The following is a 13,724-nucleotide window of genomic DNA, read 5'->3' as shown; positions in this document are numbered from 1 at the left end:
GCTCAGAACACTCTATATTCAGCATCTTCGTGAATATTACCTTGTTGGCGGTATGCCCGAAGCCGTAAATAAGTTCATAGAAACCAATGATGCAAATGCCGTAAGGGAAGTACAGGAGGAAATTATTCGGGCCTACGAAAAAGACATTTCCAAGCATGCACCAAAAGAGCAGGTAGTAAGAATCAACCAGGTATGGAACTCCATCCCTTCCCAACTAGCCAAAGAGAATAAAAAGTTCATCTATGGTATTGTAAAACAAGGTGCCAGAGCCAAGGATTATGAGTTGGCAATCCAATGGCTCATAGATGCAGGACTGGTATATAAAATCAGTAGGGTTAAGACTTTGGGGCTTCCTCTGAAGATTCATGAGGATATCAGTGCCTTCAAATTGTATCTCTTGGATTGTGGACTGCTGGGGGCTATGAGTAAAACTCCGCCAGCCTTGCTTCTGCTTCCTAGTAATGACAATACCGGGAAAGGTGATTTTACGGAAAACTTCGTTTGCTGTCAGCTGGAATCGCTGCACCAGATTCCTATATATTATTATAGTAAGGAAAACAGCCAGTTGGAACTTGACTTTGTTATTCAGGTAGGAATGCAGGTCATACCGGTAGAAGTAAAGGCAGAGGAGAATCTTCAGTCAAAGTCTTTGAAAATGACTATTGCCAAAAATCCCGGCATGAAAGGCCTGCGCTTTTCGATGAGCGACTATCGGGAACAGGACGATATTACCAATGTACCATTATATGGTGCAAGAGGATATTTGGAAACATACAACTGAAACAAATTTTGGATATCAGGCATTCATCTGAAATTCCAGCCGCACAGGGTGAAAATACGATATCAGTGGAATCCGACAACCGCCGGATTCCACTTTTTAATTTAAAAATCCAATTCAAAAGAATTATCTGTTATAAAAGTAACCATCATCGAAGGCTGCTTCGATAAGGCGTTGCTTCACTCGGGCGTATTCTGCCGAGTCTTCGATAAAGTACCGAAGAGCAGAAACAATCCTCACATAAACACTGAGCCGATAATCGCCCTTACCCTTTTAGATTGCAAAAATGTTTTCCTTATGCATCCCAGCATAAAACATCAGATCAGAACCAGATACATGATGGTTCTTCATCACTTCACTCAGAACAACACCGAAACGGCTGTTGTCTGCTTCAAAATTAACAATCTTCATTACTTAATTTTTTAAAATTGTTTATAATTATTGTATACGAGTTCCCACTACGGGAACTCTTTTTTATTTTCTTTTTATTATCTTTGCACCATGTAAAACAGATTCAACAATCTGCTTACCTATAAGGAAACGAATAACCGATACATATATTGTATAAACAATATAATATTTTTAGGAGATTATGAACATCAGTACATTCATTAACATGGCCAGCAAGATTCCTTCACCTGGCCAGTTGGAAGGCCTGGTAACCTTCATGAAGAAAGATGAGAAACTCAGGTTTTTCACCGAGTCTTACCGGAAAACGGGTAATAAGTCGTACAAGCACGATGCACCCCTCTTCGCCGTAGCCTGCATCTTCGAAGGCGGAAAAGGCAAGGACAACATCCGGAGCCTCACACATCTGTCACTGGTCGACTTCGACCACATCACAGAAAAACCGGATGACGGCACCCTGCGCTCGCTCAAAGAGAGAATCTGCCACGATGCCCACACCCTGCTCTGCTACGTTACCATGAGCGGCAACGGACTGCGCGTCATCTACCGCTACGAAGGCGATGATTATCCCGCCGCCTTCGCCATGGGAAACGACTACTACGCGCATCTCATCGGCAAGGAAAGCGATCCGCTCTGCAAGAACATCACAAGGCTCAGCGGACTCGCCTACGACCCCGAAGTCTATTTCAATCCTGAAGCCACAGCCTTCAGCGCCGAGGAAATCAGCCATTTCCATTCCGCTACGCTCAAGACCGCCCAGAAGAAAAAGAAACAGGAACGCATCGCCGACTACTATGAGCAGATCGTCAAACCCAAGCTGGAAAGCGAAAAAATCAGGTACGAACCCGGCAACCACAACCAGTATGTGATGCGGGTGGGCTACATGATGGCTAAGAAACGGTACGACAGGAAAGAAGCCACCCAGTGGGCTATCAGGCAGTTTCCCGAATACGACGACGTAGAACAGGTGTTCAAATCGTGCTACGACAACACCACTCACCCACAGAAGACGAAGGCTGAAACCGGAAAGATTCCCTATGCCACCGTAGATGAAATCAAAGACTTCCTCGACGGGCATATCAAACTCCGCTTCAACCTCATCACCCTGCGCTACGAGTATCTGAAGGGGAAATGGCGAATCCTCCAGGACCGCGATCTGAATACGCAATGGAGCAACATGTCGCTAACCGCAAGGGTGAGCAAGAGCGACATGATCAATGTCATCGAGAGCGACTATACCCCGCCCTACAATCCCTTCACCGATTATCTGGAGAATCTCCCACCCTGGCAGGAAGGCGACAAGGACTATATTGCCGAACTCGCTGCCACGGTAAAGATGAAGGGAGACCCCGTGATGCCCTTCTGTGAAGCCCTCAGGAAATGGCTCGTGGCGATGATAGCAGGATGGATAGACGAAGGTGCCGTCAACAATGTCATCCTGGTGTTCATCGGCAGACAGGGTGCCTACAAGACCACCTGGTTCAACTATCTCCTGCCGCCGGAACTGAAGCAATACTTCTATACGAAGGCGAATGCCAGACGCATGACGAAGGATGATATCATCGCCCTTTCGCAGTATGCACTCATCTGTTATGAAGAGCTCGACACGATGAGTCCGTCGGAACTGAACCAGCTGAAGGCTGTGGTAACGATGCAGTATACCAACGAAAGGGCGGCATACGGCCATTATGCGGAGCAGCGCAAGCATATCAACACCTTCTGCGGCACGGGCAACAATCCCGAGTTTTTGAGCGACCCTACCGGTAACCGTCGCTGGTTGCCCTACGAGATAGAGAGCATCCTCTCGCCCCGTGAGCATCCGTTCAATTACGAAGGCATCTACGCCCAGGCTTACACCCTCTACAAGAGTGATTTCCGCTACTGGTTCACCGATGAGGAGATAGAAAAGCAGAACCGGCACAACCGCGCTTTTGAGGCGCCCAGACTAGAACAGGAACTTGTGGATCTCTACTTCCGAAAGCCAACGGAGGCGGAGACAGGGGAGTTCGTGTCCATAGCCAGAGCGATGCAGATCATCAGTTGCAACCTCTCCCAGAAGCTGAACAGTTCGAAACTGGGCAAGGCTTTCAATGATCTCGGATTCGAAAAGATGCGCACCAAGCACAGTCGTGGTTACAGGGCAATCGTCCGTACAGCCGAGGAAATCAAGGCTTACCAGGTATCCGTCTGCATCAACCCGCCGCAATGCGATGATGATGCCCCCTTCTAGCCGTTCCTCCAAACCATCGGTTCCATCCGGTTCAGGGTGACACGGTGACACGGTGACACGAGTTTTTCAACATTTCGCCTCGCACGCGGGCAGGCAGGAACTTTCGGCCTGATTTTTCCTGCCTGCCCGCGCGAGAGTAAATCTTCAGAATTCCCTGTCACCCCTGTCACCCTGTCACCCGGAAGCCAGTTACTTCCGAAACGGAAACCAAGGACTTACGGTGCAAAAGTCAGAGACTTACGATGAAAAAGTCAGAGACTTACGATGCAAAAGTCAGTAGCTTATGAACCGCACTCTCATTCATTAACCCTCATAAAAATCAGACAAAACTATGGATTTAAGAAGTTATACCAAGCAAGAGCTAGCTCTTCTGTATTTTCCCGATGCTACTCCAGCGGTAGCCAGTGCTCACCTGATGCGATGGATCCAGCGCATCCCCGACCTTCTCCAGAAGCTCGCCGCCACCGGTTACGGCAAGAACTGCAAGGAGTTCACCCCGATGCAAGTCTCCTACATCCTCTACTTCCTCGGTGAGCCCTAACCCTGTTTCCTACACCAGACGTAAAGAAGAAACGCACCCCCGCTAGGCGTTCCGGCGGATTTGCAATCCGACGTCAAAAAAGGCTCGACCTATTTCCTTGCGGATTTGCAATCCGCCTCAAGCGAGAATGCTGCATCGATTTTGGGGAACTGCTACAAGTTTTAGGCTCTTAGCCTTGACTTTTGGATAAAAAGCCATTATTTTAGCCTTGACTTTTGGATAAAATTAACTATTGTTTGCCTTGACTTTTGGATAAAAGTTGTATCTTTGCACTGTAAATCAATAAATTATACAAAATGACATATTACAAGCGAATTATAGATAAAAAACTCCTGGAGTGGAAGGCTTCTCAAAGAAGAAAACCGCTGCTGATACGTGGAGCCAGACAAGTAGGAAAATCTTCTGCTGTGCGCCACTTTGGTAAAGAATTCAAGTACTTTGTAGAGATCAATCTGGAGAGCCAGCCATCCATAAGAGGACTCTTTTCAAAGGATATTGACGTGCATAGAACGTGTGAAGGCATAAGTGCCACTACCGGCATCCCAGTGATACCTGGTGAAACACTGCTCTTCATAGACGAGATACAAGTGAGCCAGGAAGCAATCATGTCGCTCCGTTATTTCAAAGAAGATTATCCGGAACTGCATGTCATCGCTGCTGGCTCTTTGTTGGAATTCACCTTAGAAGAACTGCCTTCCTTTGGAGTGGGTAGAATACGCTCACTCTATATGTACCCTTTTTCCTTTGATGAATTTCTCATGGCACAGGGACTAGATACCACGGTGAGTTACAAGCAGCAGGCTTCACCCTCATCTCCGCTTCCAGAGGCCGTTCATAATAAACTGGTGGACCAGTTGAAGACTTTCTATCTGGTGGGTGGTATGCCTGCCGCAGTTACAGAATGGATAGAGACTAACAGTTACATAGAATGCACTCATGTCCATAATGATATCCTGGATACCTATCAGGATGATTTTGCCAAGTACAAGTCGCGTGTATCTCCGGCTTTATTGAGAAAGGTTTTGCGTTCCGTAGCTTTGCAGGCTGGCAGTAAGTTTGTCTATAGGCAGGTGGCCGATGATGTTCATTCTTCGGTTATCAAAGACGTACTTCATTTATTGACCTTGGCAGGACTCATAAAGCCGGTGACCCATAGTGATGGAAATGGCGTTCCACTTGGAGCTGAAGAGAATGACAGCTACAGGAAATATCTTTTCTTGGATTTGGGACTGATGCAAACCATGTTGGGTACTCCTGCTGCCAATGTACTTTTAGCTTCGGATGTTGATTTCGTCAATAAAGGTGCTGCATCAGAAATGTTTGCTGGTTTGGAACTCGTCAAGAACCACGACTGTTTCCAGAAGGCAGAAATGTATTATTGGCAGAATTTGTCAAGAGGGACCAATGCTGAGATTGATTTTCTGGAAGCCAAGGATGGTATGGTTTTACCGATAGAAGTGAAAGCCACTACCAGGGGTAGCATGCAAAGCTTATGGCTATTCATGAGAAAGAAGGCTCTTCATCATGCTGTTCGTACATCCCTAGAGAATTTCGGAGAGTTTGAGTATGTTGATAAAGAATCCCAGGATGCCATTCGCCATGTAGATGTAATTCCACTCTATGCAATGAGTAATTTGTGCAAACTAAGCGTTGATACGGAGATGAAAATAGCAACACCATAAAACAACAGAAAAAGGGTCTATACACCCTTTTGTCGAGGTGTATAGACCCTTGGAACAACCGCAAAGTATGGGTTGATAATTATTTTCAGATGATTGGTATTCCTGTCAGCTTAGGACTTTACCACATATCTTCATTTCCATCTTCTGGACTTTGTCCATTATTGAAACCAGGAGTTTCTGACCCTGCCAGCAACTGTTGGGCTTTTATCTCATGCACCTGCATTTCTGGTTTTATATATTCTTTCTTCATATTGTGCTATTTTTATTTGATTACTACTTTCTTGTTGTTCTTGATGTATATGCCCTTTGTCGGATTGACTATCTTTCTACCTTGGAGGTCGAAGATTCCTTCAATAGTGCCATGACGCTGCACGTCAGTACCCATAATGGTGATTCCCTCTATGCCTGTTGTCTCGTTGCCGCCACCGAATACAAAGCTGCGAGCGGGTGCTGCCGATGATGGGTCTTTTGCTTCTTTTTCAGATATTTGCAGATAAGCCTTTCCTGGAGTAGCTTTGAGGCTTGTTCCGTCGTCCACACCGAGGTAGAAGCCGAGACCTTCTTTTTTTTCTGCTTTATTATATGTGAGACGATAGAGTTTACAACCAGCTGCTGTTACAATCTGAGCTTCAGCTGGTGTAGCCACAAGGTGGTTGACATCAGAGGAAACTTTTGTCAAGTCATTTGTCTCGTTTGCCTTTGCATTGACATACTCTCCGTTAGTCTTCAGTAGCACACCCTCTTCCTTTGCCACTTGGTAGTCGCTGCGTTGTGTCAATGTCAGCTTGCCACCGCTTACCGTTGCGTTATAGACATTAAGCGTTCTGCCTGATTCTGATGGAACAGAAAGGGTTACATCGTTTGTCTGATTGCTGAATGTTGCCCAATATGTATCGTTGCCATTTGCATCCTTGTCGCCCTGTGCAGCCTTGATTACTTTATAGTCAGAGCCGGGAACGGGATATTGGTCCTTGCCTAACTGCTGTCCCCATACCTGCTCGCCTAATACTTTGCCTTCGGCAAGCAAATAAGCCACCTCACCGCTCTCTATCTGCTGTTTGGTGAAAGCCTTGACCACGTCAGCTTCTACCTTTCCGTCGTCGAAAGTCAGAGTTCCTGTACCAACTATATTATTGATGTCCACAAATGAGTTATTCAGCAATGCCTCCTTGTTGTAAGCTACAATGCCCTTTGCGGTTAGTGTACCTCTTACATAACCTATTATGATTCCTGGTTTGTCATTTGTATTCGTCACATCTCCATAACTGAACACATTCTGGATTCTGCTGTTACCAAACGTTTGTCCTGCTATGCCACCGGCTTTCCAACCTGTGCTTGTAATCTTGCCATAGTTGGCGCAATCTTCGATACTTGTGTACCAAGCATACCCTATTATTCCACCAATATAGCTATTATTGTTTTCAACGGTTCCGTAATTGGTGCAGCACTTGATGTTTTCATAAGTGCTAGAACCAGCAATTCCGCCTACATCGCTCGTGCCCTTCACGCTGGAGTGATTCTCGCAGTTTTCGAGATTTATTCCGGCCCCTCCAACAATACCGCCAGTATGTTCTTGTCCTATTACAGTACAATTGTTAGTGGTTTTAATGCCCCTTATATGTGATGGAGAAACCCCGTCTGCATATCCTGCCAAGATACCGGTGTAATCTGTCTTCGTGTTTGTCGTGTTCACATTCTCCACCTTGGCATAGTCAAAGATAAGGTCTTGGATAGTCGCACGTTCAGTATAGCCGAAAAGCCCCACATAGTTTTGTGCTGTCTTGATATAGAGGTTGGAGATGGTGTGTCCCTGACCGTTCATATTTCCCTTCCAACGATTAGAGTAATTGCCTATCGGAATCCAGCTCAAGAGTTCCTTTCCGTCTTCTGCCGCATGGCAGTAGTTGGTAAGGTTGATATCCGCAGTCAACTTGGCAGATGCTGAAGGGTGAGTAGTTCCAGCTACTTCGCCTTTGTCCACGATAGTTCCGTTCACATAGTCACGGAACCAAGCCAAGTGGCAAGGTTTGGCTATCAGGTACACCCCATTTTCCTGTGAAGGCTTCACAGCCACATAATGCTGGCAACGCTTGCAATAACCATCCTCATTGTTGTCGTGTCCAAGGGCAGGATGCTCTGCGTCCGTTACATCAGTCAATTCCACTGTCAATTGGCAGTCGGAATATATCCTTTGGCAGTCTTGGCATTGCCAATATTCCTTGGTTGCCGCCTCTGTGCAAGTAGCGTTTGCTGCAGCGTGGTGAATTGTCGCTCCGTGTTTATACCTGATTGCGGAACTGGAAGGATTGTTGGTGAAACTACCTGAGATTTTCTCGTGTGTCTTGCAATTTACAAGTGAATTATCTGCATAAACTGTATGCTCCGAACCAATGACAGGATAGAAGTCTCCATCATTAGTCAGATTTTGTCCCCATTTTGCTTCGCTCGAAGCGTTTTGCTGGAGCTGATAGGCAACAACACCGCTTTTCAGCTGAGCTTCTGTAAATCCTGTTGCGTTATCTTCTGAAGGCGTGCCGCTTCCGAAGGCTTTAACATCTTTCTCTTGGCCGTTTGCTGTCAGCTTTGCGCCACTATAATATGCCACCATGCCTTCAGTGGTCCCAGAGCCAGAGCCAAAAGCCATGCCTATATTTTGCGTGCTCATCGTGGCAGAAACATTGCCATAGCTGAACACGTTCTGTATCTTGCCTTGGTCTACAAAACCAACCATGCCAGCAACACAATTTGCACCTTTTACATCTCCATAGTTGGCGCAGTCTTGGATTGTTCCGCTTTTGAAATAGCCAACCAAGCCACCTACCCACAGACTTGATGCCGTTACCTTTCCATAGTTGGCACAGGCGGTTATGGATTTACTTGAGTCGTAGCTGCTAAAAAGACCGCCGACCTGTTCTTTTCCTTGTACCGTGGCGTAGTTCACGCAGTTGTATGCGTTACCCGCAAGTTTACCTGCAATACCGCCAGTTCCATCACCGCCATTAACCTCACAACTTGTTGATGTCATGATATTTTGATAGGTGCCTCCATATCCATAGCCAACCAAAATTCCTGTAAAAGAGTTCGTATTTGTCACATTTGCATTCACAAAGGTTAGGTTTTTGATTGTGCTTATATAGGTATAACCGAAAAGCCCCGAATATTCTTGGTTTGCATTGATATAAAGGTTGGTGATGGTCTTGTTATTTCCATCGAAAGTGCCCATGTATTTGTTAGTAGTATTTCCAATAGGCTCCCAGCTCACTTCTTCTAAGTTTTGAGACTTATCAGCCGCATGACATACTGTACTCATGTCAATGACCTCAACATTATCTGCTATCTTTGCGCAGATATTATTTCTTCCACGATTCACCTCATCGCGGAACCACTTTAATTCCTCAGCTGTGGTGATGATGTAAGGACTGTCTACTTCGCCATTACCACTGGCAGGCCGCTTCGTTGTCTGTGCCCATGCCCCCCCCATAAGGCATGAGGATAGCCATCACGAGCATCAGCATCGTGAATAGCCTGTTTCTTTGTTTTTTGTTATTCATAACTGTAAATTATTATTATTCTACTTTCTTACATATTTTCTCTCATTGCCATCAGATATACTGTAAATCCCAGGATGATGACGAAAGTCTGTCCGAGAAACAGATAGATATAGAATCTTTCTTTCTTGATGAAATCACAGAAGCTGTAGCGAGCCTTGTAGTTCTCATCAAGATATATCCTGTAGTCTTGAACCATGGCATAGCCCATGACTATAGCGAACAACAGAAGACACAATGCCACTATAAGAATAGCCTGTTCCTCTTTCATGAAAGTCTGAATTATATTTTCCATGGCGCAAATATAGTGTTTTTTTTCAAAAAAGGTGTCTACTTCCCCCACTTAGGTGTCTACTTCCTACAAAATAGGTGTCTACTTGGTGGGGGAAGTAGACACCTAAGGCGTGATTTTATTGTATTTTCGCTCTCCAGACAGTTGGGGAGCAACCTTCTTTTTCTTTGAATATGCGATAGAGATAGGAGCGTGAAGAGAAGCCACATTCGGCAGAAATGATGTCGTTGTTGTAGTCGGGATAGTCGAGCATCATCTTCTTTGCCGCCTCGAAACGTACCTCGGCAAGCCAGATGCGGAAGGTGGAATTAAGGCATGATGTGAAGTAGCGTGATAACTCGTTCTTGGAAATGTTCAGCGAGCGTGACAGGGTGAACATGTTTACTGTGGTGTCTTTGTACCCCAAATCAGCACACCACTTGTCGAGCTTCTCCTTGATGAACATCTGACGCTCCTGAGAAATTGACTGTAAATTTTCTTTATCGTCTATAGGTTCTGCATACTGCCCATTGGAGCTTTCCAAAGATGCTCCCCCATTTTCTGTTTCTTCATCTGCTATGGCTGCGCTTTCTTCTTCCTCCTTATCCAAGAGTTCCTCGGTAGGAACGTAATTGTAGCCCAATGCCACGAAACTCTGGTTGAAGAAAAGGATAGAGAGCAGAGCCAACGGTCCTATTATATATAATAAGGTGGTAGAGAGGATGACGAAAGGCATGGTAAGGGCAGAGAAGAACAGGGCGAAGACACTGGCTCGGGCATATCGCACGTAGGGCAGCATGTCGCCACCAGTCATCAGCTCTAACATTTTCTTGCGTTTCCGCATCTCAATCATAATCATATAGATGCAATACGCTACGTTTGTGCCGAACAATACGAGCATCGCATAGAGCCAGTTGCCAATGTTAAGACTTCCGCTATTGCTGTAGCCTATGCAGAAAGCTGCTATGATGGCGGCATAAATGCAAGCGCAGACGATGTACATCTTTCGGCGGTTGGCATGGGTCGCCTCAATGTTGTATATGCCCATGGCGATAGTGGTGATGCATGGGGTATAGACAAGAATGTTGAAAATAGCTCCCAAGTCATCGCTTTTCGCACGAAAACCCAAGCGCATCTGCAAGAGATATTGTATGGCAAGTCCCATCATGCCTGCAAGTATCATCCAACGTGACCACTCATAGCGTCGGTTGGTCCACTTCATGTGCAGGTGGGTGATGCCGAGGATAAGGGCATTGATGAGCATGAAGATGAAACATGCGAACTGAAGGAAATATAATGAGTCCATATTGTTTGTTTCCCTAATTGTTTCTCTTCTCCTCACTAAATGCCTTTATCTCATCAGCAAGGACTTTCTGTAATTTTTCTTTCGGTACTATCAACTGATAATCCGCCACTCCGATAGGCTTTCCCAAATCTTCAAGTGCGAGTTCCACCTCTACACGGTCTTTCTCCGCACAAAGTATGATTCCTATAGAACGGTTCTCGTCAGCACCACGTTCAAGACGGTCAAGCAGAGACAGATAATAGTTCATCTTACCTGCATACTCTGGTTTGAAAGGACCTATCTTTAGGTCAACAGCAACAAGGCAGCGCAGTCCACGATGGAAAAACAACATATCTACCTTACTTTCTTTACCATTGTATTCCAATACATGCTGGTTGCCAATGAAAGTGAAACCATTACCAAGTTCCATAAGGAAACGAGTGATAGCTTTTACAAGGCGGTCTTCAAGTTCAAGCTCCAGAATGGGACTTGTTACTCCCAAGAAACCAAGATTGTAGCTGCTGTTAAACACCTCGTTGGCATACTGCGCCTGTTCGGCAGGAAGAGTGCGGTCGAAATTGTTATCTACTCGTGCCAATGCCTGTGTCTCATACATATTGAGTTTGATGGCATTGAGCAACAAGTCACGATTCCAACCTTTGGTTATAGTTTCCTGAGCATAATATAGCGTGGTTGCATCATTAAATCCCTTGCTCAGCAGTAGCAGATTGTGCGACCACGGCAAAAGTGCTACGGAACGTAGCACTTTTTCATCATGTCCCGCGTAACGTTCATAAAATTTCTTCATGTTCCAAAGTTGACGTGGTGAAACACCCATCTTCGGGTATCGTTCTTTCAGGTCTGCTGACAATCTTCTTACAACGCTGTCACCATACCCACTTTCAATCTTGCGCTCATGAAGCATTTGACCAATCTCCCAATAGGCGGTAGATACGTAGCCATTGACATGTCGGGCTATTTCTGTCCGTGCATGCTCAATTACTGCGACAGCGTGTCGCAGTATCTCAGCATAATCGCTACTTTCTATTGAGAGTTTGTTGTCTTTATTGTCTGTTGTCATTTTATCAGTCTATTATTTGCCATATGCAGATGCATATTTAATTACAAAGGTAATTATAATACATCACTATTCCGCATAAACACAGTGAATTTTAAGTTTATTTAGCAGCTTGATAAAAAACTGTTATTATATTGCACATCACCCCTTAAAAGTGCGATAAGGAGACTGCCATCCATAGCGTTTGCCGACTTGCTTGTTTTTGTAAGATTCAAGCAAATGATGAATCATTATAATGGGCTTATAAACTCCAGAAAAAAAAGAATCTATGAAAAAGTATGATAAAACATGAGCAAGTATGAGCAACTGTGAGTTGACCCCTCACCGATTTCGTATCTTTGCATTGTGGTTCAGAGATAACATCTCATACCACCAAGAGGCAATGCGCAGCGCCCTCTACAACACAAACACAATTTATTAACCTTAAAATGAAGACACTATGATTCTGTACACATTGAAGAAGTATGTCAACGAGAAGTTGAGCGCCGCTTACGGCAAGTTTTTCGCCTACCCTGTAATCACCCAGACCTATGGTCTTGATGAACTCGCAGAGCACATGGAAAGTCACAACACACCGTTCTCAAAGGGAGCCATCAAGGGTATGCTCACCGACATGGTGAGCTGCGTAAGAGAACTGGTTCTGCAAGGTATCGCCGTGAAGATTCCCGACCTCGCCATTTTCAGCATCGGCATCAAGAACAAGGAAGGTGCTGCCTCCGAGAAGGAGTTCAGCATCACCAAGAACATTGCCGGACTGAAACTCCGTGCCCGTGGCACCGGTGAGTTCAAGGCAAACAGCCTGAACCTCGATGCATCCCTGAAGAAGGCTACAGCCGTAACAGGAGATGTTACTCCACCAGACGGCGGTAAGGACAACACAGGCGATACTACCCAGGGTGGCGGCACAAACCAGGGTGGCGACTCAACACAGACTGGCGGATCAGGCAACACCGAGAGCAGCGGCTCCGATGGTAGCGACGGCCTGGAGTAGCCCCCTCGCCAGTAGATGAAGAAAGAAGGTTTTAGACAGGATGCAGTCCGGGATTCGGCTATAGCACCCCCGGCTATTCATCAATATAGCAAGCATCATTGAAACACGCGCTATCAAGCCCATCTGCTCATCCTGTCAGCCTTCCTTCCTAAAAGTATCGCCCGGATATTGGAAATCCGAGCCCCCAATCCATTTATTAACCTTAAATCAAATGAAAATGAAAAGAGAAACACTCAAGAAAATTCTGAATTTCGTCATTACCGTTCTCACAGCCGTAGCCTCTGCCTTTTGTGTGCAGAGCTGCCAGTAGTATCAACCCTTTAAAGATTCAGCACTATGAAAAACACAAGAAAAATCTCACTTATTGTCATCCACTGTTCTGCCACACGCGTCACGCAGGACTTTACCTTCGAAAAGCTCGAAGCCTGTCATTTAGCCCGTGGTTTCCGCGGCATCGGTTATCACTACTACATCACGAAAGACGGCGTCATCTATCCCGGCCGTCCCGAGTCAGAAATCGGCGCCCACGCCCGCCATTTCAATGCACACAGTATCGGCATCTGTTACGAAGGCGGTCTCGACGCCGACGGCAATCCGGCAGATACCCGTACGAAGGCTCAGAAGCAGTCGCTCCAGAATCTCCTGACGAGTCTGTGCGTAGACTATCCCGAAGCCGAGATCCTAGGTCATCGTGATCTCCCGAACGTCCACAAGTCCTGTCCCTGCTTCAGTGTTCAGGCTTGGCTGAATGAAATCAAATTCCACATTTAGCCCTCTATTCTGTTGATATTGTTCATACTTTATTATTTTTTCTACGCTCTCCCCCAATCTTAAGTGATTAAGGTTGGGGGACTTTTGTTCAGGAATCTGCAGACATCTTCATAATGAGGAGTATTGCACCCCCACTTTTCC

General features: G+C 45.7%; 13 protein-coding genes. 7 read left to right on the top strand and 6 right to left on the bottom strand.

The genetic code is table 11. From position 1 onward, the window contains the following. On the top strand, nt 1-781 hold a 781-nt coding region (locus ACWJAO_RS03930; protein ID WP_449139321.1), incomplete at its 5' end, for an ATP-binding protein. Nucleotides 782-1,051: 270 nt separating this feature from the next. Here ACWJAO_RS03930 and ACWJAO_RS03925 read toward each other — a convergent pair. Beyond that, complete coding sequence (locus ACWJAO_RS03925) at nt 1,052-1,189, bottom strand: hypothetical protein (protein WP_181975242.1); 138 nt, start codon at nt 1,187-1,189, stop codon at nt 1,052-1,054. A 181-nt stretch (nt 1,190-1,370) separates the two neighbouring features. Here ACWJAO_RS03925 and ACWJAO_RS03920 point away from each other — a divergent pair, with 181 nt between their 5' ends. The 3 genes from ACWJAO_RS03920 to ACWJAO_RS03910 all read left to right on the top strand — a co-directional run bounded on the left by ACWJAO_RS03920 (nt 1,371) and on the right by ACWJAO_RS03910 (nt 5,639). Next, nucleotides 1,371-3,416, top strand: a complete 2,046-nt coding sequence (locus ACWJAO_RS03920; RefSeq protein WP_449139320.1) for a VapE domain-containing protein — start codon at nt 1,371-1,373, stop codon at nt 3,414-3,416. A gap of 331 nt (nt 3,417-3,747) precedes the next feature. Beyond that, nucleotides 3,748-3,957 (top strand): DUF4248 domain-containing protein, encoded by a 210-nt coding sequence (locus tag ACWJAO_RS03915; RefSeq protein WP_006846942.1) that lies wholly within the window; start codon nt 3,748-3,750, stop codon nt 3,955-3,957. A gap of 296 nt (nt 3,958-4,253) precedes the next feature. Next, nucleotides 4,254-5,639: an ATP-binding protein gene (locus ACWJAO_RS03910; RefSeq protein WP_449139319.1), complete on the top strand. Its 1,386-nt coding sequence runs from the start codon at nt 4,254-4,256 to the stop codon at nt 5,637-5,639. Nucleotides 5,640-5,757: 118 nt separating this feature from the next. On the opposite strand, the gene ACWJAO_RS03905 is transcribed toward ACWJAO_RS03910, so the two are convergent. The 5 genes from ACWJAO_RS03905 to ACWJAO_RS03885 form a co-directional block, all read right to left on the bottom strand. Continuing rightward, nucleotides 5,758-5,889, bottom strand: coding sequence for a hypothetical protein (locus ACWJAO_RS03905; RefSeq protein ID WP_287577678.1), 132 nt, complete (start codon nt 5,887-5,889; stop codon nt 5,758-5,760). A 12-nt stretch (nt 5,890-5,901) separates the two neighbouring features. Then, the gene (locus ACWJAO_RS03900) at nt 5,902-9,120 is read right to left on the bottom strand and encodes a GLUG motif-containing protein (RefSeq protein ID WP_449139318.1); all 3,219 of its coding nucleotides are present in this window, start codon (nt 9,118-9,120) and stop codon (nt 5,902-5,904) included. Between the two features lie 98 nt (nt 9,121-9,218). Continuing rightward, nucleotides 9,219-9,482: a hypothetical protein gene (locus ACWJAO_RS03895; RefSeq protein WP_449139317.1), complete on the bottom strand. Its 264-nt coding sequence runs from the start codon at nt 9,480-9,482 to the stop codon at nt 9,219-9,221. Between the two features lie 115 nt (nt 9,483-9,597). Further along, nucleotides 9,598-10,764, bottom strand: coding sequence for a helix-turn-helix domain-containing protein (locus ACWJAO_RS03890; protein WP_449139316.1), 1,167 nt, complete (start codon nt 10,762-10,764; stop codon nt 9,598-9,600). A gap of 13 nt (nt 10,765-10,777) precedes the next feature. Continuing rightward, nucleotides 10,778-11,824 carry a PDDEXK nuclease domain-containing protein gene (locus ACWJAO_RS03885; protein WP_449139315.1) on the bottom strand — a complete coding sequence of 349 codons (1,047 nt, stop codon included), beginning with the start codon at nt 11,822-11,824 and terminating at the stop codon, nt 10,778-10,780. A 436-nt stretch (nt 11,825-12,260) separates the two neighbouring features. Between ACWJAO_RS03885 and ACWJAO_RS03880 the strand changes: the two genes are divergently transcribed. The 3 genes from ACWJAO_RS03880 to ACWJAO_RS03870 all read left to right on the top strand — a co-directional run bounded on the left by ACWJAO_RS03880 (nt 12,261) and on the right by ACWJAO_RS03870 (nt 13,583). Next, complete coding sequence (locus ACWJAO_RS03880) at nt 12,261-12,812, top strand: HU family DNA-binding protein (protein ID WP_117587305.1); 552 nt, start codon at nt 12,261-12,263, stop codon at nt 12,810-12,812. A 217-nt stretch (nt 12,813-13,029) separates the two neighbouring features. Beyond that, nucleotides 13,030-13,122, top strand: coding sequence for a smalltalk protein (locus ACWJAO_RS03875; protein ID WP_167529916.1), 93 nt, complete (start codon nt 13,030-13,032; stop codon nt 13,120-13,122). A 26-nt stretch (nt 13,123-13,148) separates the two neighbouring features. After that, nucleotides 13,149-13,583, top strand: a complete 435-nt coding sequence (locus ACWJAO_RS03870) for an N-acetylmuramoyl-L-alanine amidase (RefSeq protein ID WP_217746153.1) — start codon at nt 13,149-13,151, stop codon at nt 13,581-13,583. Nucleotides 13,584-13,724: the final 141 nt, after the last annotated feature.

The sequence above is a fragment of the Segatella sp. genome, assembly GCF_977051555.1.
The sequence above is the reverse complement of the archived record's forward strand: the minus strand, read 5'-3'. Positions and strand labels throughout refer to the sequence as shown.